The 24347-nt window shown below is 44.1% G+C and carries 19 protein-coding genes; 7 read left to right on the top strand and 12 right to left on the bottom strand.

The features are described from left to right. Positions 1-144: 144 nt before the first annotated feature. Positions 145-846, bottom strand: coding sequence for a GNAT family N-acetyltransferase (locus Q1A18_RS05600; protein ID WP_299577945.1), 702 nt, complete (start codon positions 844-846; stop codon positions 145-147). 21 nt (positions 847-867) lie between these two features. Beyond that, positions 868-1350, bottom strand: a complete 483-nt coding sequence (locus Q1A18_RS05595; protein ID WP_299577944.1) for an ArgR family transcriptional regulator — start codon at positions 1348-1350, stop codon at positions 868-870. 252 nt (positions 1351-1602) lie between these two features. Here Q1A18_RS05595 and carA point away from each other — a divergent pair, with 252 nt between their 5' ends. Both carA and carB read left to right on the top strand, forming a co-directional pair. Next, positions 1603-2691: a glutamine-hydrolyzing carbamoyl-phosphate synthase small subunit gene (carA, locus tag Q1A18_RS05590; protein ID WP_299577943.1), complete on the top strand. Its 1089-nt coding sequence runs from the start codon at positions 1603-1605 to the stop codon at positions 2689-2691. Positions 2692-2711: 20 nt separating this feature from the next. Then, a complete protein-coding gene (carB, locus tag Q1A18_RS05585) occupies positions 2712-5951 on the top strand; it encodes a carbamoyl-phosphate synthase (glutamine-hydrolyzing) large subunit (RefSeq protein ID WP_299577942.1) in 3240 nt (1079 codons plus the stop codon). A gap of 112 nt (positions 5952-6063) precedes the next feature. Here the strand turns inward: carB and Q1A18_RS05580 are convergent, their stop codons facing one another. The 7 genes from Q1A18_RS05580 to gcvT all read right to left on the bottom strand — a co-directional run bounded on the left by Q1A18_RS05580 (position 6064) and on the right by gcvT (position 13575). Next, a complete protein-coding gene (locus tag Q1A18_RS05580; RefSeq protein ID WP_299577941.1) occupies positions 6064-7380 on the bottom strand; it encodes a PAS domain-containing sensor histidine kinase in 1317 nt (438 codons plus the stop codon). A 200-nt stretch (positions 7381-7580) separates the two neighbouring features. Further along, positions 7581-8831: a DUF1015 family protein gene (locus Q1A18_RS05575; RefSeq protein ID WP_299577940.1), complete on the bottom strand. Its 1251-nt coding sequence runs from the start codon at positions 8829-8831 to the stop codon at positions 7581-7583. Positions 8832-9004: 173 nt separating this feature from the next. Beyond that, positions 9005-9928, bottom strand: a complete 924-nt coding sequence (locus Q1A18_RS05570; protein WP_299577939.1) for an NAD(P)-dependent oxidoreductase — start codon at positions 9926-9928, stop codon at positions 9005-9007. A 145-nt stretch (positions 9929-10073) separates the two neighbouring features. Next, positions 10074-11150, bottom strand: coding sequence for a 3-phosphoserine/phosphohydroxythreonine transaminase (gene serC, locus Q1A18_RS05565; RefSeq protein ID WP_299577938.1), 1077 nt, complete (start codon positions 11148-11150; stop codon positions 10074-10076). A gap of 168 nt (positions 11151-11318) precedes the next feature. Beyond that, entirely contained in the window at positions 11319-12077 is a 759-nt protein-coding gene (locus tag Q1A18_RS05560) for a 2-phosphosulfolactate phosphatase (protein WP_299577937.1), read from the bottom strand. A gap of 165 nt (positions 12078-12242) precedes the next feature. After that, complete coding sequence (locus tag Q1A18_RS05555; protein ID WP_299577936.1) at positions 12243-12389, bottom strand: hypothetical protein; 147 nt, start codon at positions 12387-12389, stop codon at positions 12243-12245. A 94-nt stretch (positions 12390-12483) separates the two neighbouring features. Then, positions 12484-13575: a glycine cleavage system aminomethyltransferase GcvT gene (gcvT, locus tag Q1A18_RS05550; RefSeq protein WP_299577935.1), complete on the bottom strand. Its 1092-nt coding sequence runs from the start codon at positions 13573-13575 to the stop codon at positions 12484-12486. A gap of 147 nt (positions 13576-13722) precedes the next feature. Between gcvT and Q1A18_RS05545 the strand changes: the two genes are divergently transcribed. Next, on the top strand, positions 13723-14079 hold the full coding sequence (locus Q1A18_RS05545) for a hypothetical protein (protein WP_299577934.1): 357 nt from the start codon (positions 13723-13725) through the stop codon (positions 14077-14079). 375 nt (positions 14080-14454) lie between these two features. Further along, complete coding sequence (locus Q1A18_RS05540; protein WP_299577933.1) at positions 14455-14811, top strand: hypothetical protein; 357 nt, start codon at positions 14455-14457, stop codon at positions 14809-14811. A gap of 39 nt (positions 14812-14850) precedes the next feature. On the opposite strand, the gene clpB is transcribed toward Q1A18_RS05540, so the two are convergent. Beyond that, complete coding sequence (gene clpB / locus Q1A18_RS05535) at positions 14851-17439, bottom strand: ATP-dependent chaperone ClpB (RefSeq protein ID WP_299577932.1); 2589 nt, start codon at positions 17437-17439, stop codon at positions 14851-14853. A 553-nt stretch (positions 17440-17992) separates the two neighbouring features. On the opposite strand from clpB, the gene ppdK reads away from it, so the two are divergent. After that, on the top strand, positions 17993-20704 hold the full coding sequence (gene ppdK / locus Q1A18_RS05530) for a pyruvate, phosphate dikinase (RefSeq protein WP_299577931.1): 2712 nt from the start codon (positions 17993-17995) through the stop codon (positions 20702-20704). 119 nt (positions 20705-20823) lie between these two features. Here ppdK and Q1A18_RS05525 read toward each other — a convergent pair whose 3' ends face one another. Beyond that, positions 20824-21252, bottom strand: coding sequence for an OsmC family protein (locus tag Q1A18_RS05525; protein ID WP_299577930.1), 429 nt, complete (start codon positions 21250-21252; stop codon positions 20824-20826). A gap of 348 nt (positions 21253-21600) precedes the next feature. On the opposite strand from Q1A18_RS05525, the gene Q1A18_RS05520 reads away from it, so the two are divergent. Together Q1A18_RS05520 and Q1A18_RS05515 are read left to right on the top strand one after the other, a co-directional pair. Next, positions 21601-23028, top strand: coding sequence for a nicotinate phosphoribosyltransferase (locus Q1A18_RS05520; RefSeq protein ID WP_299577929.1), 1428 nt, complete (start codon positions 21601-21603; stop codon positions 23026-23028). A 14-nt stretch (positions 23029-23042) separates the two neighbouring features. Beyond that, positions 23043-23576, top strand: a complete 534-nt coding sequence (locus tag Q1A18_RS05515; protein ID WP_299577928.1) for an isochorismatase family protein — start codon at positions 23043-23045, stop codon at positions 23574-23576. Between the two features lie 70 nt (positions 23577-23646). Here the strand turns inward: Q1A18_RS05515 and Q1A18_RS05510 are convergent, their stop codons facing one another. Then, positions 23647-24258 carry a hypothetical protein gene (locus tag Q1A18_RS05510; RefSeq protein WP_299577927.1) on the bottom strand — a complete coding sequence of 204 codons (612 nt, stop codon included), beginning with the start codon at positions 24256-24258 and terminating at the stop codon, positions 23647-23649. Positions 24259-24347 lie beyond the last annotated feature (89 nt).

The following is a 24347-nucleotide window of genomic DNA, read 5'->3' as shown; positions in this document are numbered from 1 at the left end:
TTTATAAAAAGTGATGACACCAATTCAGCATTTCTACTGAAAACTTACAACTTTACTAACCTTTTTTCCCTAAACTGTTATGCAGCTCACTAAGCTTAATCCATTTCCATAATTGGAAATATTTAAAGAAAATTAATCCTGAAATTATTGCCGAACAGTGCCATCACTTAAGTTCTGAATTATTTTTTTAAAACGATTATCTCCTGATTCTTTACCGCCTGAATGACTTTTAGGTTTCAATTTACCGATGATTTCCGTCAATGATATTTTTTTACTTTTTTCGACCTTCTTCACCTTCTTCTTTTCCCACTCCGGATCAAAAAGCATTCCGGTACACAAGCATTTAGAACGCCCGGTACGCGTTAGAATATCATAATTTACACAACTCTGGCATCCCTTCCAGAAATCCTCATCATCCGTAAGTTCTGAAAAAGTAACCGGGCGATAGCCCAACTCATGGTTAATTTTCATAACCGCCAGCCCCGTTGTCAATCCAAATATTTTAGCATTCGGGAACTTTTCTCGTGACAATTCAAAAGCTTTCCGCTTAATTTCACGTGCCAGTCCAATTCCCCGGTAATCGCGAACAACAATCAAACCCGAGTTGGCCACAAACCGATTGTGCCCCCACGATTCAATGTAACAGAAACCGGCAAAAGCGGTGCCCTCTAAAGCAATAATGGCTTTTCCCTCCACAATCTTTTGAGTAATATACTCATCTGATCGACGGGCAATACCAGTCCCTCTCTCCTTGGAAGCCAGATCAATACTGTCATTAATCTTGGCAACATAGTCCAAGTGCGCAACATTTGCTGCAATAACTTTAATATCCTTAATGTTTTTCATTTAATCTAAAATCCTATCCATCTATCCAATTTTGTCTTCTAATTTTGGCATTACCAAAATCAAACTATTAATTAAATCGCTGGGAGTTACTCCCTCTCGCATCACCAGTAAAATGGTGTCATCTCCAGCAATACTTCCTATAATCTCATACGGATCTGCATGGTCCAACACCGCAGCTAAGCTGCTTGCATAGCCCGGACGTGTTCTTAACACCGCCAGGTTTCCGGAAAACTGCAAATCACGAAATCCATCGGCCAAAAAATTCACCCGTGAATTCTCATACTGAGGATCAACATTCACCCCTTCCGGGAAAACATATACGTATCCTTTGTTCGGATGTGCCACTTTAGCCACCTTTAATATTTTTAAATCACGTGACAAGGTCGCCTGGGTCAACTCATAACCTTCTTCTTTCAGTTGCCCCAGCAGTTCCTCCTGGCTACTAATCTCCTTTGATGTAACTATTTTTTTAATAGCCAATTGTCTTTTCGTGCGATTCTTCATTTTCTGTATATATATGCAAATCCTATGCAAAATTATGCATTTTCTGTAAAAATCAAATTTTTATTCCAGAATTATTTCTATTTTTGTAGCCGAAACGCTCACCAAAAAACATTTTGTCACGATGAGTGTTTTTGGTAGCAATACAATATGACGGTGAAGAAAAAACATTATTCAAAAGAAAATAAGCACAATGCGTTTGCCCTACTTTCGGTAGTCAGACGCATTTTTTTTAATCTATAAGCGATTAGTACAATGACAAAGGCAAAGAAAGTCAGTTTGGTTTTAGAAGACGGGACCAGGTTTGAGGGAAAATCTTTCGGATATGAACAGTCCATTGCCGGCGAAGTGGTTTTTTATACTGCTATGACCGGATACCCGGAAAGTTTAACAGATCCTTCATATACCGGTCAGATTTTGGTTTCGACCTATCCAATGATTGGGAATTATGGTGTTCCAACAGATCTTTCGGATGAAGGCGTGCACGCTCACTACGAGTCACACAAAATGCACATCAGCGGATTGATTATTTCGGACTACTCTTCGGAATACAGCCACTGGAATGCAAGCAAAAGCCTCGGTGACTGGTTAAAAGAATCAAAAGTTCCCGGACTGTATGGGATTGACACACGTGCACTAACCAAAGTGTTACGCGTGAAAGGATCGATGTTAGGAAAAATCGAGTTTGAAGAAGAGCCAATTGATTTTTACGATCCAAACAAGGAAAACCTGGTAGCTGTTGCCAGTATAGAGAAAAAGGAAGTGTATGGTAATGGGGAACACAAAGTTGTTTTAATTGACTGTGGCGTAAAAAACAACATCATTCGCTGTTTACTCCAACGCAACACAACGGTCATTCGCGTTCCCTGGGATTACGATTTCTCGGAAGAAGAATTTGACGGGGTCTTCATTTCAAATGGCCCGGGCGACCCTGCCCGCTGCGACAAAACCGTTGAGACTATTAAAAAAGTAATGGCGACCGAAAAGCCCATCATGGGAATTTGCCTTGGGAACCAGCTGCTGGCCCGTGCTGCCGGTGCTGATACCTACAAACTGAAATTCGGACACCGAAGCCATAACCAACCGGTTTTACTTGCCGGAACTGACCGCTGTTTTATCACTTCGCAAAACCACGGCTATGTTATTGACCCCAACACTCTTCCGGAAGACTGGGAAAGCATGTTTGTCAATGTAAATGATAAAACCAACGAGGGCATCCGACACAAAACAAAACCATTCTTCTCTACTCAGTTCCACCCGGAAGCTTCCAGTGGTCCGGTTGATACAGAATATTTGTTTGATGAGTTCATTCAAAACATTGTTGAATTTAAGCAGAAAGCCTAATTTTTATAACACAGCTTCAAATGAGTAACCAAATAAATAAAAACATAAAAAAAGCAATCGTTCTGGGTTCAGGTGCACTGAAAATTGGTGAGGCCGGTGAGTTTGACTACTCCGGTTCACAAGCACTGAAAGCCTTGAAGGAAGAAGGCGTTGAAACCGTACTGATCAACCCGAATATTGCTACAATCCAGACTTCGCAGGAAATTGCCGACAAGATTTACTTCTTACCGGTTACAGCCTTCTTTGTCGAGCAAGTAATCAAGAAGGAAAATCCGGATGGTATCCTGCTGGCCTTTGGTGGTCAAACAGCCCTGAACTGCGGGGTAGAACTATTCGAAAGCGGTGTTCTTGAAAAATACAACATCGAGGTTGTTGGAACACCGGTTCAATCGATTATCGATACCGAAGACCGCCAGATTTTTGCCGGCAAACTAGCCGAAATTGATGTGTTTACTCCACGCAGTATTGCCTGTACTAACATGGCTGAAGCGCAGGATGCAGCAACAAAACTGGGCTACCCCATCATCATCCGCGCAGCTTACACCCTGGGTGGTTTAGGAAGCGGATTCTGCAAAAATGACCAGGAACTTAAAGACCTGGCCTCAAGTGCCTTTTCTTACTCGCCTCAAATTTTGGTTGAAGAATCGCTGAAAGGCTGGAAAGAGGTAGAATATGAAGTGGTACGTGACCAGTACGACAACTGTATTACGGTGTGTAACATGGAAAACTTCGATCCGCTGGGAATTCACACCGGAGAGAGTATTGTTGTTGCCCCTTCTCAAACACTATCTAACAGAGAATACCACAAACTACGTGCAATCTCCATCAAAATCATTCGCCACATTGGCGTTATTGGAGAGTGTAACGTTCAGTTTGCCCTGGACCCATACTCTGAAGATTACCGTGTAATTGAAGTGAACGCACGACTTTCACGCTCTTCAGCCTTGGCATCAAAAGCAACAGGTTATCCGCTGGCTTTTGTGGCTGCCAAACTTGGACTGGGTTATGGTTTGCACGAACTAAGCAACTCGGTAACCAAGGTTACTACAGCTTGTTTTGAGCCTGCTCTGGACTACGTCGTTTGTAAAATTCCTCGTTGGGATTTGAACAAGTTTAGTGGTGTTTCCAAAAACCTGGGCAGCTCGATGAAGTCTGTTGGTGAAATCATGTCTATCGGACGTAGCTTTGAAGAAGCCATTCAGAAGGGAATCCGCATGGTGGGCATCGGCATGCACGGTTTTGTGGGCAACAAAGAAGAAATTACCATTGAGCAAATTGATGAAGAGTTGATTCATCCAACGGATCGACGGATTTTTGCTATCGCCGCCGCTTTTGCTCAAGGATACACCATTGAAGACATTCACGAGAAAACAAAAATCGATCGCTGGTTTTTGCAGAAGCTTTATAAAATTCACAAGCTGAATGAAGAGCTCAAAGAAGTTAACAGCCTGCAGGATTTGAATAACGAGTTGTTGCTTCAGGTTAAACAAGCTGGTTTCTCCGACTTCCAGATCGCCCGTTTGGTGCTCGATGCCCCGAACAAAGAAATGACGGCGAAACTGATTGAAGTTCGGGAACACCGGAAAGCGCATAACATTTTGCCTGTTGTCAAGCAAATTGACACGCTGGCCGGAGAGTATCCTGCGCAAACCAACTACCTGTACATGACCTACAATGGTACCGAACACGACATTGAGTTTCCGAAGGATAACAACTCTGTGATCGTTCTGGGTTCAGGTGCATACCGTATTGGTAGTTCAGTGGAATTTGACTGGTGTTCGGTAAATGCCATCAACACCATTCGCAAGGAAGGTTACCGCTCCATCATGATCAACTACAACCCTGAAACGGTGAGTACTGATTATGACACTTGCGACCGCCTGTTCTTCGACGAATTGACTTTTGAGCGGGTGATGGATGTGATTGACCTGGAAAGCCCGAAAGGAGTAATTCTCTCAGTGGGTGGTCAGATCCCCAATAACCTGGCCATGAAACTGGCGGCTCAGGATGTCCCAATTCTGGGAACATCAGCACAAAAGATTGACAATGCGGAAGACCGCAAGAAATTCAGTTCGCTACTTGATGACCTGGGCATTGACCAGCCTCGATGGAACGAGCTGACCAGTATTGACGACATCTACAAGTTTGTAGATGAAGTGGGCTATCCGCTGCTTATCCGTCCTTCTTACGTTCTTTCGGGCGCTGCCATGAATGTGGTTTCAAACGAGGAGCAACTGGAACACTTCCTGCAGCTGGCTGCCGATGTTTCCAAAGAACACCCGGTAGTTGTGTCTGAATTTATTGAGCTGGCCAAGGAAATTGAGATTGACGCTGTGGCCGACAAAGGTGAAATGGTAGCTTACGCCATCTCAGAGCACGTGGAATTTGCGGGTGTTCACTCCGGTGATGCCACCATCGTTTTCCCACCACAAAAGCTTTATGTTGAAACCATTCGCCGGGTGAAGAAAATTTCACGCGAAATTGCCAAGGCGCTGAATATTTCAGGACCTTTCAACATGCAGTTTCTGGCTAAAGACAATGACATCAAAGTTATCGAATGTAACCTGCGTGCATCGCGTAGTTTCCCATTCGTGTCGAAAGTCATGAAGATCAACCTGATTGAGATTGCCACTCAGGTGATGCTTGGAGTTCCTTATCAAAAGCCGGACAAATCGCTGTTTGAGCTGGAATACGTTGGCGTAAAAGCTCCTCAGTTCTCTTTTGCCCGTCTGCTGAATGCCGACCCGGTTTTAGGTGTAGACATGTCATCAACCGGAGAAGTTGCCTGTATCGGTGAAAACTTCTACGAGGCCATTCTGAAATCAATGCTTTCGGTTGGTTACAAATTCCCTAAAAAGAATATCCTGATTTCTTCCGGACCTGCCCGCTCGAAGCTGGAAATGCTGAACAGCGCCCGTATGCTGGTTGAACATGGCTACAATGTTTTTGCCACCGAAGGAACACACCGCTTCCTGCGCGAAAACAAAGTAGAGTCAACCATGCTGCACTGGCCCGATGAGGAAGACCAACATCCGAACACGGTTGAATACCTTCGCGAAAAGAAAATTGACCTGGTTGTCAATATCCCTAAAAACTATACAAAACGTGAATTGAGTAATGGCTACAAAATCCGCCGGAACTCCATTGACTACAACGTGCCGCTGATCACCAACGCCCGTGTGGCCAGTGCTTTCATCTATGCCATTTGCAAGCATAAGCTGGAAGATATCACTATCAAACACTGGGGAGAATACAAATAGAAAATCGTAATTGATTACAATAAAAAGCCGGTTCAGTCAGATTGAACCGGCTTTTCTTATTTTATCAGGCTTGGACTTATGGAACTTCAACAGCCAGCAGGCTGGAGCTTACTCAATCCTTACATGTCGGCAGTTTCATAAAAAAGGAAGACCCTTTCCCCAATTCACTCTCCACCCAAATGCGCCCGCCATGCTTTTCAATAAACTCCTGACATACGGCCAAGCCAAGGCCAGTGCCAATTTCCTGCTCGGTCCCCAAAGTGGATTGATACTCCCCCGGTCGAAACAGCTTAGCGATTTTTTCGGGAGCAATTCCCACGCCATTGTCTCTGACCTCAATCACCACTTCTCCCAGCTCTCCGGGGCCATCTGATAAAATCTCAACCAAGCCATTTCGAGAGGTAAACTTGATGGCATTCGACAGCAGATTCCGGAGTACCGTTAGCATCATATCACCATCAGCATACACCTTCAAATCTGCAAGTACCCGGTTCTGTAGTTGAATTTTCTTGATGTTTGCGGTTCCACGGAGTGTGTCACAGACTTTATCCACCAGTTCGGACAAACAAAGTGCCATGGGTTTAAATGAGGCCATTTTCTTTTGCATCATGGCCCAACTCAGCATATTTTCGAGCAAGCTATTGGCCTGAGAAGCCGCCAGGTTAATTTCATTGGCGTAATCATTCAAGGTAGTCAGCTGATGGTGTTCAGCCTCATCTGCTATCATTTCACTGAATCCAAGAATTGCTCCAAACTGGTTTTTAAGATCATGTGCAATAATGGATAAGATTTTGTCTTTGGCGGCATTCAGCGCTTTCAGGTTACCTTCACTTTCCTTCAGTGCTTGCTCTGCTTTCTTTTTTTCGGTATTGTCTTTCACATAAGCCAGTAGCCGTCGTTCTCCATTCAGGGTAATAAATTTGGTATTGATTTCTGTCGGGAAAATGGTACCATCCTTTTTTATGTTTTCACGTTCCAGGTAAACATCTCCTGTTTCCATTTCATCGGGAATCACATCGGGCAAGAGCTTACTGAATTCAGGGGGAACCAAATCCCTCAAGGATAGCTTTAACATTTCCTCTTTGGTATACCCAAACATTTTATAGCCCTGCACATTGCATTCCAGTATATTTCCCCGTTCATCTTCAATGTAAATTCCATCCAGCGACTGATCAATTAAAGTTTGGTATTTCTTTTCACTATCGCGCAGTTTCCGGGTTTGCTTAATATTGGCAATCAGCAACAGGCTAACCAGTAAGCCAGCTATTCCGCCAAACAGAACAACCAGCAGCACTTCGTTCCAGCTCAAATGAGTTTCAGCTGTAGAATAATCATGAATCGTAAACAACAGGAGAAGCAGGACACTTCCCAGGCAAAACCCAATCAACATTTTTAACACCAACGACAATCCGCCTGACCTCATATTCATTTTATTCGGTTACGCCGCCAGCTAAAGAAGAAAAAACAAAGCCGACGATTTTTTTACCATCTAGCAATTTAGAAAAAAATAAAGAAAAACATATGGCTAAAAGCGAAAGAACCGCTTTGTAAAAGTCTGATCCAGAAAAAAACAAAAAAAATCCCGACAGCACGAGTGTTGTCGGGATTACTTTCATTTTAAACCAATGCTTAATCCAATTTATGAATAACCAGACCTGAACGCAATTTGGGTTCAAACCAAGTTGTTTTGGGAGGCATAATATTGCCACTGTCTGCAATATCAATCAGCTGCTGCATGGATACAGGATACAAGGCAAAGGCCACTTTCATTTCGCCGCTATCAACTCGTTTTTTAAGTTCACCCAATCCACGAATTCCGCCAACAAAATCAATCCGGTTGGAAGTTCTCAAATCCTTAATATCCAGAATAGGATCCAGCACCTGGTTCGACAAAATGGTTACATCCAACACCCCAATCGGGTCTGAATCATCATACGTTCCGCTTTTAGCCGTCAGCTTGTACCAGTTTTCATTCAGATACATACTCATTTCATGCAAGGCCGAAGGTCTGTAAATTTCAGTGCCCATTTTTTCAACCTCAAAACCTGTGCTCAATTGTTCCAGCAATTGCTCTTCGCTTAAGCCATTCAGGTCTTTCACTACCCGGTTGTAATCAATAATCTGCAATTGATTATCCGGAAAATGAACAGCCATAAAATAATTGTATGACTCCTCGCCGGTATGGGAAGGGTTTTGCGCTTTTTTCTCCAGACCAATGCGAGCTGCTGCAGCCGTACGGTGGTGCCCGTCGGCAACATAAGTGGCAGGAACCTGTGTAGCAAACAACTCTTCAATTTGCTGGTTAACGCCGCTTTCATTTATAACCCAAAACTGGTGTCCAAATCCATCTTCAGCCACAAAAGAGTAATCGGCCTCTTTGTTCTGAACAATCGACTCCACAATCGCGTCAATCTCAGGAACCGCCTTATACGAAAAGAAAACCGGCTCAATATTGGCATTCAGGTACCGGGTCAGAATCATTCGATCCTCTTCTTTATCCGGACGTGTAAGCTCATGTTTTTTAATGATGCCGTTGTGGTAATCATCACAGGCTGCTGCCCCCACAATTCCGTACTGGGTACGTCCATTCATGGTTTGTGCGTAGATGTAATACTTGTCATTTTCGTCCTGCTGAAGCCAGCCATTTTGCTGAAATTTCTCGAAATTTTCAACCGATTTGTTGTAGACCTCCTCAGAGTGGATGTCTGTTCCGGCCGGACAATCAATTTCAGCACGCGTAATGTGCAACAAGGAGTTTTCCTTCCCCTCAGCCATCCGTGCAGCTTCTTCTGAATTCATCACATCGTAAGGCAAGCATGCCAAATCCTGAACAATCTCACGAGGCGGGCGAAGGCCTCTAAAAGGTTTTATTATAGCCATCTTTAAAAATTTTCAAATTAATATCGTAGAACATCAATTGTCAGCGAATTTACAATGGATATTCCACTTACACATCGCTCAATCTCAAAAATTAAGCGACTTTAACTTATTGCTAAGCCAGACTATAGTCTTGTTGCAGCAAAACTGATAAGCCTGGCTCTTTTGGTCTTCGTTTAGTTTTTGTTCACCTGGAAGGTGTTATCTCCATTTTCCAGGTAAGCCACAATTTGTTCGGCAGCAGCTACTCCGGCATTCAGGTTGGCTTCAGCCGTTTGCGCTCCAATCTTTTTAGGACTAAAGAAATACCGTCCTTCAAACTCAGCTTTAAACTTGTCGGCACAGTCGGGTGTAATATCCGAAAGGTACTTCGCATCTTTCCGGCTGGCCATAAATGCGCAAAGGTCTTCTTCATTAACCACCTCTTTCCGGGCAGTGTTAATGATCAGTGCATTTTCCTTCAGGTGTTGCAACACCTCTTTACTCACTGATTTCAGATGCTCTCCGCGGGCTGGTACATGGATGGATACAATGTCAGAGGCAGCATACAGTTCTTCCAGAGAACTTGTTACTTCCAGCCCTTCAGACGAAGCCTGAGCTTTGCTGTAGCGCGTAAATACTTTGACATTCATTCCCAGTCCGCGGGCAATGCGATGCACATTGCGTGCCACATAGCCATAGCCATGCAAACCAAGTGTGCGACCACGAAGTTCGCCACCAGAAGTTCCATCAAAAAAGTTACGGATTCCGTAAATGGCCAGTCCAATAGCTAATTCGGCCACGGCATTGGAGTTTTGTCCGGGCGTATTCATCACACAAATGCCTTTTTCTTTGGCATAAGCCGTGTCTACATTGTCGTAGCCAGCACCGGCACGCACTACAATTTTCAACTCCGAAGCCGCATCCAGCACTTGCTGGTCTACTTTATCACTTCGAACAATCAACGCTTGCGCATCACTAACTGCGTCCAGCAGGGCTTGTTCGTCGGTATACTTTTCCAACAACTGAACCTGGTAACCTGCCTGTTGACAGACTTCACTGATCTGCGCAACCGCAGCCGGGGCAAACGGTTTTTCGGTTGCAATTAATACTTTCGTCATTTTATTCCATGTTTAGGGTTAAAATAAAATGTCATTGCAAGCCAAATCGAAGCAATCCCTTGATTGCTTTAGCCGTACCTCATGCTTTAAATGACTTTGAAAAAGTGGAAGGCAAACGACCGTTCACCTTCCTATTTTAAAAGAACTATTTTACATGCTTTTTCTCGAAGGCCTGCATGGCATCAATCAAGGCCTGAATGCTTTCTTTAGGCATGGCATTGTAGATTGAAGCCCGGAAACCACCAACTGAGCGGTGTCCTTTAATTCCAGACATTCCTTGTGCGGTGGCAAAGTCGAAGAATTCTTTTTCCAACGCTTCGTAGCCATCATTCATGATGAAGCAAACATTCATTAATGAACGGTCTTCTTTATTCAATACCGTTCCTTTAAATAAAGGATTGCGGTCAATTTCATCATAAAGAAGGGCAGCCTTTTCTTCGTTAATTTTTTCCATAGCTGCAATGCCGCCATTGTCTTTCAACCACTTCAGGGTTTGCAAGGCTGCGTAAATTGGTACTACCGGAGGCGTGTTAAACATGGAGCCCCCATCAATATGTGTTTGATAGTTCAGCATGGTTGGAATTGGGCGGTCTACTTTTCCAAGCAATTCATTTTTAACAATAACGAAAGCCACCCCTGCCGGAGCCAGGTTTTTCTGGGCACCACCGTAAATGATTCCATATTTTGAAACGTCAATCTGACGAGAGAAAATATCGGACGACATGTCGCAGATAACCGGAATATCCAAATCAAAATCCTTGCGAATTTGCGTTCCGTAAATGGTGTTGTTTGATGTGAAGTGGAAGTAATCAGCATCCGCCGGAATTTCAAAATCTTTCGGAATGTAGTTGTAAACCGTATCTTTTGAAGAAGCTACTTCAACCACCTCTCCAAAGAATTTTGCTTCTTTGATGGCTTTAGCCGACCAGGCTCCTGTATTCAGGTAAGCCGCCTTGCTTTTCATCAGGTTGTAAGGCACCATGCAAAACTGCATTGAAGCACCACCACCAAGAAACAAGACCGAATAGTCTTCAGGAATATTCAACAGTTCACGAAACAAAGCCTGCGCTTCATCCATTACGGCAATGAACTCTTTCCCACGATGCGATACTTCCATCACAGAAAGATTGGTTCCTGCAAAGTCTTTAATGGCTTCAGCTGTCTTCTCAATAGTAAATTGTGGTAAAATTGAAGGTCCGGCTGAAAAATTATGCTTCTTCATATTGGGTCTATTTTAAAAGGGTTTAAATTATATTTTGTTTTTAAAATTACGTATTCCTATCAAATTAACGGAAAATTGTCTGCCGGATATCTGAGAAAAATCAGTCCACCTGCTTCAAATACAGGTTATAAAACATTATTATTTAAGACACTGACTTCCCTGCTGATATCATTCAGCAGCTTGCGACTTGCCATTAATGCCCGGGCTTTTGGCGAGCAGCATGCTATCGGTGTAATATGGGATCAGGCTGGTAAAATCCAACTGATGGCAAAAACCGATGCAATCATCCAGTCCTTTGGAGGCCAGACGTCCCTTCTGCGCAGCTTTCTGGCTGTAAGCATCCAGGTTGTTTTTTGCTACCGACCATAAATCCATCGATGCAGTTACAGCATCACAAATGGTTTCGTACTTATCGGATGCCAGCAACAGCTCGGCTAAAGCGCCGGCACAAACGGTATCTTCCAGGCTAAAGCGGTCTTTCCACGATGCGCAAAAAATAAGAACCGGTGCATCCTGCTGAATCAAATAATCAGCCAATGCCGACAAGTTCAAAAATGAACCAATCACCACTTCGCGCGAATGACTGGCCATGTGGATGCAGCGGGTGCCATTTGTAGTGGAGTACACAATTTCTTTGCCTTTCACTTTTTCGGGGGTGAAATTGAATGGTGAGTTGCCAAAATCAGCAAAGTCCAGCACGTAGCCATCGCGCTCGGAAGCCACAATGTAGCCCTCCTCTTTCTTTTGGCGGGCTTCTTCAACCGTGGCAACTGGTATCAAACATTTAACACCATTGGCAAACGCCGTGCAGATCGATGAAGTGGCACGCAGCACATCAATCACCACCACGATGTTTTCGTCTTTGGCATGTTTATCGTAAATAGCCGGAGTCAAACAAACTTCCAGCGAGCGTTTTTTCGTATTCATCGTGTCCAATAAGGGTTCGGAGAGCAAAGATAAAGCTCTATTCAAAATAAATCAGAATTAAGCTCAACAATTCCGGCAAATTGTCTATTTGTTAAATTTTACCCCTTCCTGGTTTCAATTTTAAAGCCATACTACCCTTTCCCACTATTCCTGTAGCATAAATTGCTATGCAGAAGGCGTATTTGCTTTTGCAGAATGGTTCTGCAAAAGCAAATACGCCTTCTGCAAGCCCATATCACAATTCTGCAACTCCATTTTTAAATTCTGCATGACCAGAACAGCATTCTGCATCAAGTTTTTATACTTCTTCATAGGTTTTATTCCTGCAGGGCACGTTGGCTTCAGGACACAAAAAAACCCACTGGTGTAGTGGGTTTAAAGATTAGTAACAAGTAAGTCAATCCCCTTATTGAAGACTTACAAAAGGTACTTTAACTACCTTTGCTTTTAATAATTTCGTCCGTACTTTCACATAAATTTCTGTTCCGAAAGCAGAATATTCCTTGGCAACGTAGCCCATTCCAATGCCTTTATTTAGCATGGGCGACTGGGTACCGGAAGTAACTTGTCCGATAACCACGCCGTTCTGGTCAGTCAGTTCGTAGCCATGGCGCGGAATGCCACGATCAATCATTTCAAAGCCTCTTAACTTGCGTTCAACGCCTTCCGTTTTTTGAACCGACAGCAATTCCTTGTCAATAAAGTCATTGTCTTCATTGAACTTGGTAATCCATCCCAGACCAGCTTCGATTGGCGAAGTGGTGTCGTCAATATCGTTGCCATACAGGCAGAATCCCATTTCCAAACGCAGCGTATCGCGGGCACCCAAGCCAATCGGTTTAATGCCAAACTCTTCTCCGGCTTCAAAAATAGCCTTGTATATGGCCTCGGCATGTGCATTGTCAAAATACAGCTCAAAACCACCAGAACCTGTATAACCGGTTGCTGAAATGATGACATCGTCGATCCCCGCAAACTCGTCGGTTACAAAGGTGTAAAACGGGATATCGCTAAGGTTAACCCGGGTCAGCTTTTGCAGTACTTCCATGGCTTTGGGACCTTGAATGGCCAGCAGGCTGATTCGGTCTGAAGCATTTTCCAGTTCGGCTCCCTCTTGGTTTTGACTAACCACCCAATCCCAGTCTTTTTCAATATTGGAAGCGTTGACGACCAGCAGATACTTCTCCGGCTCGTAATAATAAACCAGTAAATCATCCACAATGCCCCCTTTTCCATTGGGAAAACAAGTGTACTGGGCCTGCCCCATCCGAAGTTTGGAGATATCGTTTGTGGTTAATTTCTGTACCAAGGCGGCAGCTTTAGGCCCTTTTACCCAAAACTCCCCCATATGAGAAACATCAAAAACGCCAACACCGTTTCTGACTGTTAAATGTTCATCTTTAATTCCGCTGAATTCCACCGGCATTTCATAGCCTGCAAATTCAACCATCTTCCCTCCTGCTTGCTTATGGAGTTGATTTAAAGCTGTTTTTTTCATTGATTTCTTAGTTTGAATTGGTAAAAATAGAGCTTATGCCACCGCTTTTTCATGAGGAATATCAGAAAAATACTGCTGTATAGCAACTATTATATGAAATTACTGTCAGATGTTGTATCTTTCTAGTTCCACCAATAAAGAATAACTATGAAAACCAAACGATTGACCAACTTAAGGTATCTGGAGAAAGCCACAGGAGGAGAGGCTAAAATTATGAAAGAATTCATCCAGTTGTATTTCGAGCAAATTCCCAAATTTCGGAGAGATTTTAGACGCTACCTCGACAACAAACAATGGAAAGAGCTGGGAAATTTGGCGCGAATGGCCAACTCATCGGTGCTGACCTTTGGCATGTTTGACTTGTCTCACAACCTACGAATTCTTCATGCGAAGACCTACAAACAAATTGGGCTCGATTCATACCCCAAGTATGTTGAAGAGTTTGAGTCTGTAACACAAGCGGCAGACCTGGAGTTAAGAGAGGCCCTGCGTAAGTTTTCCTAGACACGTTCAGCAATTTGATTCCTGCCTGACCAGCACAAGCCTGAACGTAACATCTGACGACCAAACGTCATTGATATGCCATTAATGATGTTTCACTGTTGATTTTACTCCGTAAAACCGTTAAGAACTATTTGTCCCAAAAACCACTCAACCATTGCTCCACTCATTCTGAAAACAAGACCACTCCCCCAGCCTTTTTCCTTTCTGATTTGATCAGCAAAACACAGCTTCCCTCAACATTTTGACCAAACACTACCTTACAAACAAACGCTCAATAAGCAGGAAACAGCAACTAAAACAGAACTACCCGTTTAACCTCTGGCATAATAGCCAAAATTTACCTATAATTGCATGTTTTAACTGATGTACAGAGCTATGCCTGAAAAAAGATACACCAATTTAGACTATCTAAAAGAGATTACAGGAGGTCAGGATGATATTTTGAAAGAATTTATCACCTTGTTTTTTGATCAACTTCCTGAATTTAAGATTGGCCTACACGAACATCTAAGCCATAAAAGATATAAAGAGCTTGGCGAGTTGGCACACAAAGCCAAATCATCCGTTATGACCTTTGGAATGGAAGATTTGGGATGGAAGCTGAAAGAGCTGCAACTAAAAACCCAGAAACTGGAAGATATTGAATCGTATCCCGACTACATCAGTGAGTTTGATCTGGTTATTGGCCAAGCCGAACTGGAACTTCAGGAAGTGATGGATCAACTAGCATAAAAAAGAGGCATTTTACAGAAAAATGCCTCTTCGTTTTTTTTACATGCCTTTGAACTTCAACTCATCTTCTTCCATCACAATCCGGATGGTCTGGTCAACCCGAACATCGCCTGCCAAAATTCGTTTTGACAGCTCATTCAGCACATACTTCTGCAGTAAGCGGTTCACCGGGCGAGCTCCGTATTGCGGATCATAACCGATGGTCGCCAACCAGGAAACAGCCTCATCTGAAATTTCAATTTTCAAATCCTGGTTACTCAAGCGTTTCACAATCCGGTCGAATTGAATTTTCACAATCTCTTTGACATCTTCGCGTGACAAAGGCGTGAACATGATTGTTTCATCAATCCGGTTCAGAAATTCAGGACGAATGGTTTTCCGAAGCAAGTTAAAGATGGCTTCGCGGGTCTGCTCGTAAATCTCGCCCTTGTTTTCCTCATTCATCCGCTCAAAACCTTCCTGAATAATCTGCGATCCCAAATTTGACGTCATGATGATGATGGTATTCTTAAAGTTCACTGTCCGTCCCTTGTTGTCGGTCAAACGCCCGTCGTCAAGCACTTGCAGTAAGACGTTAAACACGTCGGGATGGGCCTTCTCAATTTCGTCAAACAGCACTACGGAATAAGGCTTCCGGCGCACAGCTTCACTCAACTGACCACCTTCATCATACCCAACATAACCCGGAGGCGAACCAATAAGCCTTGTAACCGAGAATTTTTCCTGGTACTCAGACATATCAATCCGGGTAATCATATTCTCATTGTCAAACAGGTATTCTGCCAGTGCTTTGGCCAACTCGGTTTTTCCCACACCGGTAGTTCCCAGGAAAATAAACGAGCCAATCGGACGTTTTTCGTCCTGCAAGCCCGCGCGACTGCGGCGCACCGCATCGGCCACCGCATGAATGGCTTCCTGCTGCCCTACCACGCGTTTGTGCAATTCTTCTTCCAGGTGCAAGAGCTTTTCGCGTTCGCTTTGCAACATTTTAGCAACCGGAATCCCGGTCCAGCGGGCCACCACATCGGCAATATCTTCCGCATCCACTTCCTCTTTAATCAACGAATCACCCTGAATTTTCTGCAATTCTTCCTGTAAATGCACAATGGCTTCTTCGGCCTCTTTAATCTTCCCATACCTGATTTCGGCTACCTTGCCATAATCACCTGAACGCTCAGCCTGCTCTGCTTCGAACTTGAAATTCTCAATATTGGTTTTATTCTGCTGAATCTGGTCGATCAATGATTTCTCCATTTCCCACTGAGCCCGATAGCGCGATTGCTCTTCTTTCAAATTGGCAATTTCTTCATTCAGCAAAGCCAGTTTGCCTTCGTCTTTTTCACGCTTTATCGCCTCACGTTCAATTTCGAGTTGCTTAATCCGACGTTCAATTTCATCCAGTTCTTCCGGCACCGAGTCCATTTCCAAACGCAGCTTCGCCGCGGCTTCATCCATCAGGTCAATGGCCTTGTCAGGCAAAAAGCGATCTGATATATAGCGTTGAGACAATTCAACAGCCGCAATAATCGCATTGTCTTTGATGCGCACCTTATGATGTCCCTCATAACGCTCCTTCAAGCCTCGAAGAATAGAAATGGCACTCAGCGTGTCCGGCTCATTCACCATCACAATCTGAAAGCGGCGTTCCAGGGCTTTATCTTTTTCAAAGTATTTTTGATACTCGTTTAAAGTTGTTGCACCAATAGCACGCAGTTCGCCCCTGGCCAATGCCGGTTTCAAGATGTTTGCGGCATCCATGGCGCCATCGCTTTTTCCTGCACCCACCAGGGTGTGAATCTCATCAATAAACAAAATGATTTCCCCATCCGACTTCACAACTTCATTCACCACGGCTTTCAAGCGCTCTTCAAACTCGCCTTTGTACTTGGCTCCGGCAATCAAAGCACCCATATCCAGGGAAAACAATTGTTTCGATTTCAGGTTCTCCGGAACATCCCCCCGTACAATTCGATGGGCCAGCCCTTCAGCAATAGCCGTTTTCCCGGTACCGGGCTCCCCAATCAGTACGGGATTATTTTTGGTTCTCCGCGACAAAATCTGCAAGATCCGCCGGATTTCATCATCCCGTCCAATAACCGGATCCAGCTTGCCACTGCGCGCTTTCTCATTCAAGTTGACCGCAAAGCGATTCAATGAGTTAAACTGATCTTCAGCAGTCTGACTCTCAACCTTGGCTCCTTTGCGAAGTTCGGCAACGGCGGCATTCAGCTCCTTCCGTCCAACGCCACTATCCTTCATCAGCGATGAAACAGTATCGCCCGTCTCCAGCAAAGCCATCAGGATATGCTCAACAGAGACAAACTCATCGCCCATTTTCCGCGAAATATCAATTGATTTCTGAAGCGCCTTATTCGTATTGGCCGACAAGTATTGCTCGCCGCCACTTACTTTGGGGTACGATTCAATTATTTTATTAAGTGCTTGCTGAAAAATACCGGTATTTACCCCTAGTTTTTTCAGTAAAAATCCAGTCACATTTTCTGCTGCATGCAACAATCCTTTCATCACATGGCCGTTTTCAATGGCTTGTTGATGATTTGCCTGAGCAACCTCAAACGCATGCTGCAAGGCTTCCTGCGATTTGATCGTAAAATTATTAAAATTCATAGGTTCCTCCTTTTTTCTTAACTGCTAGACTACAAGCAAGAAGCTAACCAAAATTAAGAAATCCAGTCGAATGAGACATTTTGTCTTAACGAAATGATTTTACAGGAAAAAATTACTGGTGGGATGCTATCTACAAGCATTTTTGACAGATAAGCATAAAAAAAAGGATGGCTGGGACCATCCTTTTTCTAACTTAACCAAACCTATCTCTATGAAAAAAATTACTTGTCTCTTTATTAAAACTAACACTACAAATGTAGGCTGATTTATAGTTAAGAACCTTCAACCAACGTTAATAAATGTTAAGAGTTCTATTTCAGCTTCTACCCTAATTTTAGAATAGAAAGGAAGTGACATTTATTCTGTTTTTCATATATTTATAACCACCTAAGCTAATTGAAGTAAAAATACGGTACAAAGTGCTAAAAAAGGCTGTAGAACACGCTTTCTGATTGAAAAATAAGAATAGTATTCCCCATTTTTGTATGGTGAGCAAAAAGAATAAACACTAATTGAATAGATATTATTTTAACTAACCCACAAAAAACGTTTTATGACAAAGTATGTTTATACGTTTGGAAACGGTAAAGCCGAAGGTAAAGCCGGCATGAAGAACCTCCTTGGAGGAAAAGGAGCAAACCTGGCAGAGATGAATCTTATTGGAGTGCCTGTTCCTCCTGGCTTTACAATTACAACGGAAGTTTGTACCATTTATACGCAGCAGGGCCACGATGCAGCAGTTTCAACGATTAAAAAAGAAGTTGAAGAGGCTGTCGCTCTTATTGAAGAACTTACCCACACCAAATTCGGAGACAAAGACAATCCCTGTCTCGTTTCGGTTCGCTCCGGAGCCCGGGTTTCCATGCCCGGCATGATGGACACCGTATTGAACCTCGGACTAAATGATCTGGCCGTGCAAGGGATTGCTCAAAAATCAGGCAATGAGCGCTTTGCCTGGGACTCTTACCGTCGCTTTGTTCAAATGTACGGCGATGTTGTTTTAGGCATGAAACCGGAAAGCAAGGAAGACATCGATCCGTTCGAGGCCATCATGGAAGATCTGAAAGAAGAAAAAGGCATTGAACTGGATACCGACTTTACCACAGCCGACCTAAAATTACTGGTCATCCGTTTTAAAGAAGCCGTGCTTAAAGTTACCGGCAAAAGTTTTCCGGATGATCCATGGGAACAACTCTGGGGAGCAGTTTCTGCGGTATTTGACAGCTGGATGAACGAACGTGCCATTTACTACCGCAAGCTGAATAATATCCCTGCTGAATGGGGAACTGCGGTAAACGTTCAGGCCATGGTTTATGGAAACATGGGAGAAACATCAGCTACCGGCGTGGCCTTTACGCGCGATGCCGCTACCGGCGAAGACATTTTCAATGGTGAATACCTGATCAATGCACAAGGTGAAGATGTGGTTGCCGGAACACGTACACCTCAGCAAATTACCCTTGAAGGCAGTAAGCGCTGGGCCGAATTGGCTGAAGTAAGCGAAGAAGTGCGCCAAAAAGAGTTTCCATCGCTTGAAGAAACCATGCCTGCCCTGTACAAAGAACTGATGGACATTCAGGAAAAACTTGAAGACCATTATAAAGACATGCAGGATCTTGAATTCACGATTCAGGATGGTAAACTCTGGTTGCTGCAAACCCGAAACGGAAAACGTACCGGAGCGGCCATGGTAAAAATTGCGGTTGACATGCTGGAACAAGGCATGATTGATGAAAAAACAGCCCTGCTACGCATTGAACCGAACAAACTGGATGAGTTGCTTCACCCGGTATTTGACACCACAGCGCTTCAAAGTGCCCAAGTGCTGGCCAAAGGACTTCCGGCTTCACCCGGAGCTGCAACCGGCCAGATCGTTTTCTTTGCCGATGAAGCTTCGCAATACGAGAACTCCATTCTTGTGCGGATTGAAACATCGCCCGAAGATTTGGAAGGAATGAATATTGCCCGTGGTATTTTAACCGCACGCGGAGGCATGACCTCACACGCGGCTGTAGTGGCCCGTGGTATGGGGAAATGCTGTGTTTCCGGAGCCGGAGCTGTTAAAATCAACTACAAGTCCCGGATAATGAACATTAATGGACAAGAATTCAAGGAAGGTGACTGGATCTCGCTAAACGGAACAACAGGTCAGGTTTATGAAGGAAAAGTAAAAACCATGAACCCTGACCTTGGTGGTGATTTTGGAAAAGTGATGGATCTTTCGGATAAATTTGCCCGGATGACCGTTCGCACCAATGCCGACACCCCACATGATGCCCAGGTAGCCCGCAATTTCGGAGCTCAGGGAATTGGCCTTTGTCGGACCGAGCACATGTTCTTTGAAGGCGCTCGAATCAAAGCCATGCGCGAAATGATTCTGTCGTCGACAAAAGAAGGACGTGAAAAAGCACTGGCCAAACTTCTGCCCTACCAACGGGAAGATTTCGAAGGAATTTTTGAAGCCATGGAAGGTTATGGTGTTACGGTACGCCTGTTGGATCCGCCATTACACGAGTTTGTTCCTCACCAGCAAGCTACTCAAAAAGAGCTGGCCAAAGAAATGGGTATCTCCATTGAAGCTGTTAAGTCCAAAATTTCAGATCTGGAAGAATTTAACCCCATGCTGGGACACCGTGGCTGCCGCCTGGGAATCACTTATCCTGAGATTACAGCCATGCAGGCCCGTGCCATTATTGAGGCTGCCCTAAATCTAAAAGCAAAAGGTGTAGATGCCCGTCCGGAAATTATGGTGCCACTGGTTGGAACCGTTGCCGAATTGAAAAACCAGGCTGATATCATTCGCTCAACAGCCGAAAAGGTCTTTGAAGAAAAAGGTGATCGGATTGACTACCTCGTGGGTACAATGATTGAAATTCCACGTGCCGCCTTAACCGCTGATCATATTGCGGCCGAGGCTGACTTCTTCTCTTTCGGAACCAATGACCTGACCCAAATGACACTGGGATACTCCCGCGATGATGCTGGAAAATTCCTGCCCGTTTACCTTGAAAATGGTATCTTAAAGCAAGACCCCTTCCAGGTACTTGACCGGAATGGGGTTGGGCAGTTGGTGCAAATGGGAGTTGACAAAGGACGCTCAGCCAAACCTAACTTAAAAGTTGGTATCTGCGGCGAGCATGGAGGAGAACCAAGCTCTGTAGAATTCTGCGACAGCGTTAATCTTGACTATGTCAGCTGCTCACCCTACCGGGTGCCTATCGCACGTGTTGCGGCAGCTTTAGCCAACATTAAGCACCGCAACTAATTTATAAACTGATTTTATAACAAAAGCCGTTTCAGCAATACTGAAGCGGCTTTTTCAATCGGTCTGTTATGAAAACAAGAAAGCGGAAAGTCTTTCCGGTTCCTGTCCTGATTAATTTTCTATTTCTTCAATTGGGCGTTCATGGTAATTTTGATAGCTGCAAGCGCCTGCGAAACCGGGCAGTTTTCTTTGGCCTTGGTTGCCAACTCCTGAAAAGTATCTTCAGCAATACCTTCCACTTCAGCCACAACATCCAGGTGGCTTTCAGTAATTTTAAAACCGCCGTCGACCATATCCAGTTTTATACTGGCAACAGTTTTCACCTCCACAGGCTTGTAGCCTTCTCCTGCCAGAATATTTGAAAAGGCCATGGAGAAGCAACCGGCATGAGCTGAACCAATCAGCATTTCAGGATTGGCACCCACACCATCCTCAAACCTGGATTTAAAACTAAATGGAAATTCCGTGTCGCTGTTTTCAAACTGCATACGTCCGTTTCCTTCTTTCAAATTTCCCTGCCAATAGGCATGTGCTTTATTAATCTTCATAGTTTTATATTTTTAAAGTAACTTGAAATTGCTAGTCCACTCTACATCAAAGCTGGTGCCGAATCGTTTAACTCGAAAACTCAAAACCAAACAAAACCCATCTAAAACACTAATCAACAATACAATAAATCAAATCTAGCCACTAATCAGCTCCTTCAGAAATTACTTCAGACCATGTATGGAAAGCTCCACCTTTTGAGGTAAAAAATCCACACTCCAAGGCTGTATTTCTTCCCTACCCAGAGTTCGGTTCCCACACATCATGGGCCCCATCTGGTTTATCGCTGATTTTATGCGTATTTTGCAAGGTCTTTGCAGAATTGATTCGTGAACTAAAAATTGTTACTTATGCTTTCGTTTCCATCAACCACCGGACTTTATACCGACCATTACGAACTGACCATGGCACAAGGCTACTTTTTAAGCCAACGCCATGAAAAGCAAGCCAGTTTCGACTATTTTTTCAGAAAAGCACCTTTTGGAGGAAGTTTCGTTGTTTTCTCCGGCTTATCGTCAGTCTTGGAAATGATCCAAAAATTTCGCTTTTCACCAACGGAGTTAACTTATTTAAAAAGCCTTGGATTTGATGAAAGCTTTATTGACTACCTCAGTCAGTTTTCCTTCCAGGGAAACATCTATTCTGTCAAAGAGGGTGAATTAATCTTCCCCAATGAACCCGCATTACGGGTAGAAGGAACCATCATTGAAACCCAGCTGGTTGAAACTTTACTTTTAAATATCTTGAATTTCGAATCGCTGATTGCGACCAAAGCCTGCCGCATGCGCCTGGCTGCCGGCGACCGTGTGCTGTTGGAATTTGGCTTACGACGCGCACAGGGCCTGGGAGGAATCCATGCCAGCAAAGCAGCCATCAGCGGTGGGTTTGATAAAACATCCAACGTTTACAGCGCTTATCATTTCAAAATCGACAGCAGCGGAACCATGGCGCATTCCTGGATTCAAAGTTTTGATGATGAACTGGAAGCCTTCCGCACTTATGCACGTTTTTTTCCGGAAGAATGCGTCTTGTTGGTTGACACCTACAACACCTTAAAAAGCGGCATTCCCAATGCGATTACCATCGCACGTGAACTCAGCGCACAAGGACACCAGCTAGCCGGCATACGGCTTGACAGCGGCGATCTGACCTACCTCAGCAAAAAAGCACGCCAAATGCTGGATGAAGCCGGCCTGCACATGGTTAAAATTGTTGCTTCAAACCAATTGGATGAAAATATCATTCAAAGTTTACTGGCACAAGGGGCGCCCATTGATGTTTTTGGAGTAGGAACTTCGCTGGCTACCGGAAAATCGGATGCGGCACTGGATGGCGTTTACAAACTTGCATTCTACGACGAAAAACCTTCCATTAAAGTATCTGAAAACCTGGCTAAGATGACACTTCCCGGCGTGAAAAACATTCATCGGTTCATTGATCAGGATAATCTTTTCTGCGCCGATGGAATTTCCCTTGCCCATGAACAAGCATACGATCAGATTTATCATCCCACCGAAGCTGGGAAGCACAAAGACATTTCGGGCTGCCAAAGCGAAGAGTTAATCCAGCAAGTAATGAATCAGGGAACAATCACCCTTCAACTACAAACACCAGCAGCAAATGCGGCTTATACCAAGTCACGTCTTCTGCAGCTCCCTGAAGAGCACAAACGCTTCTTAAACCCGCATGTTTATAAGGTCGGAATCAGTCAGAAGTTACAGGATGCCCGCAACGAGATGGCCAAACAATATTTAAAAAAGGATTCATTCAATTCATAAACACCTTAACGACTATGAAAGCACTTTTGATTGTTGATTTGCAAAATGATTTCTTACCCGGAGGTGCGCTTCCCGCAGCCAAAGGGCGAACCATCATCCCTGTGGTCAACGCCCTCCTTGATCAGTTTGATTTGGTAATTGCTTCCAAAGACTGGCATCCGCAAGACTCCATTCACTTTCAAAAATGGCCGGTTCATTGCCTGGCCGATTCCGCTGGAGCAGCCTTCCCTGAAGAGCTTCATCACCAAAAAATTGAAACGGTACTTTTAAAAGGCACCCGCAACAGCGATGACGGCTATTCCGCTTTTGAAGCCACCAACCTTGAACTCACCAACTACCTCAATGAAAAGCAGGTAGACCAGCTCTATATTTGTGGACTAACAACGGAGTACTGTGTTAAAAATACCGTTTTCGATTCCTTGAAAGCAGGCTTCCAAACCTTTGTGGTAAAAGAAGCTGTTGCCGCGGTAAATGCCCAGCCAGGCGATGAAGAAAAAGCCTGGCAGGAAATGCAGAAGGCCGGAGCTATCATTGTTCATCACTCCTGATTCGAATTAACAAAAAAAGCCATCCGTCACAAAAGACGAATGGCTTCAAAATTGATTGAGTTTATTGCGCTTAAAAATGAGCCGAAAGTTGAATATTGATGGATGGCGCCAGGCGATATCCGTGATTATACGATTCAAAATATAAATTGCCCGAGCGGTAATACACAGAAGGTCCTACACGAACCTGTTCACATTGAACGGGCAAATGGGCAAAAACAACCTGCCCCGGAATTTCAACCCGCACATAACCTACTCCACGGTAGTGCCTGTAATAATGTCCTCCAAAGAAATAATAATTACCGTGCTGATGGTGATGAATCCGAACGGGGTCAGCATAAAACCGGCGGTAAACCTGCCCATAGCTCGGATGATGATAAGCATACTTTTTACTGTAGCTGTTTTGCTTAGCCCAGTGCTTTGAGTGATGGGCCTTCTTCTGCGATGCTTTCCAGTTGGGGTGCTTGTAGGCATGTTTCGAATGTCTCAATTTACTTTTCTTCGCATAACTACTACAAGCCCGTTTATCCTTAAAATGCTTGTTCTTCTTTAGCTGACGAACTTCCTTGCGTGTATGATTTATCTCGTTACCTGTTTCTCGGCGTTGCGCCTCTGCATTAACTCCTGTCATCACTGCTGCCAGTGTAATCATCAAAGCAATCAGTTGTTTATTTCGTGTTTTCATGGCTTCCAGTTTTTAAGTTTAACATCATTGTGCTGGTGCCTGTATTTACCGGTAATCAGTTGCCCCAAAGAAGCAAACGGCGTGCCAAA

Origin of the sequence: uncultured Sunxiuqinia sp., from assembly GCF_947495665.1 — a bacterium.
GTDB lineage: Bacteria > Bacteroidota > Bacteroidia > Bacteroidales > Prolixibacteraceae > Sunxiuqinia > Sunxiuqinia rutila.
This window is presented reverse-complemented; position numbering and strand designations above follow the sequence as displayed.

Excerpts from the sequence above, each read along its gene's own strand:
- Q1A18_RS05515 (WP_299577928.1), top strand. The coding sequence starts at position 23,043 with ATGAAAGCACTTTTGATTGTTGATTTGCAAAATGATTTCTTACCCGGA.
- Q1A18_RS05570 (WP_299577939.1), bottom strand. The coding sequence starts at position 9,928 with ATGACGAAAGTATTAATTGCAACCGAAAAACCGTTTGCCCCGGCTGCG.
- Q1A18_RS05600 (WP_299577945.1), bottom strand. The coding sequence starts at position 846 with ATGAAAAACATTAAGGATATTAAAGTTATTGCAGCAAATGTTGCGCAC.
- Q1A18_RS05575 (WP_299577940.1), bottom strand. The coding sequence starts at position 8,831 with ATGGCTATAATAAAACCTTTTAGAGGCCTTCGCCCGCCTCGTGAGATT.
- Q1A18_RS05560 (WP_299577937.1), bottom strand. The coding sequence starts at position 12,077 with ATGAATACGAAAAAACGCTCGCTGGAAGTTTGTTTGACTCCGGCTATT.
- Q1A18_RS05595 (WP_299577944.1), bottom strand. The coding sequence starts at position 1,350 with ATGAAGAATCGCACGAAAAGACAATTGGCTATTAAAAAAATAGTTACA.
- ppdK (WP_299577931.1), top strand. The coding sequence starts at position 17,993 with ATGACAAAGTATGTTTATACGTTTGGAAACGGTAAAGCCGAAGGTAAA.
- Q1A18_RS05540 (WP_299577933.1), top strand. The coding sequence starts at position 14,455 with ATGCCTGAAAAAAGATACACCAATTTAGACTATCTAAAAGAGATTACA.
- Q1A18_RS05520 (WP_299577929.1), top strand. The coding sequence starts at position 21,601 with ATGCTTTCGTTTCCATCAACCACCGGACTTTATACCGACCATTACGAA.
- Q1A18_RS05545 (WP_299577934.1), top strand. The coding sequence starts at position 13,723 with ATGAAAACCAAACGATTGACCAACTTAAGGTATCTGGAGAAAGCCACA.
- Q1A18_RS05555 (WP_299577936.1), bottom strand. The coding sequence starts at position 12,389 with ATGAAGAAGTATAAAAACTTGATGCAGAATGCTGTTCTGGTCATGCAG.
- Q1A18_RS05580 (WP_299577941.1), bottom strand. The coding sequence starts at position 7,380 with ATGAATATGAGGTCAGGCGGATTGTCGTTGGTGTTAAAAATGTTGATT.
- gcvT (WP_299577935.1), bottom strand. The coding sequence starts at position 13,575 with ATGAAAAAAACAGCTTTAAATCAACTCCATAAGCAAGCAGGAGGGAAG.
- clpB (WP_299577932.1), bottom strand. The coding sequence starts at position 17,439 with ATGAATTTTAATAATTTTACGATCAAATCGCAGGAAGCCTTGCAGCAT.
- Q1A18_RS05510 (WP_299577927.1), bottom strand. The coding sequence starts at position 24,258 with ATGAAAACACGAAATAAACAACTGATTGCTTTGATGATTACACTGGCA.
- carA (WP_299577943.1), top strand. The coding sequence starts at position 1,603 with ATGACAAAGGCAAAGAAAGTCAGTTTGGTTTTAGAAGACGGGACCAGG.
- serC (WP_299577938.1), bottom strand. The coding sequence starts at position 11,150 with ATGAAGAAGCATAATTTTTCAGCCGGACCTTCAATTTTACCACAATTT.
- carB (WP_299577942.1), top strand. The coding sequence starts at position 2,712 with ATGAGTAACCAAATAAATAAAAACATAAAAAAAGCAATCGTTCTGGGT.
- Q1A18_RS05525 (WP_299577930.1), bottom strand. The coding sequence starts at position 21,252 with ATGAAGATTAATAAAGCACATGCCTATTGGCAGGGAAATTTGAAAGAA.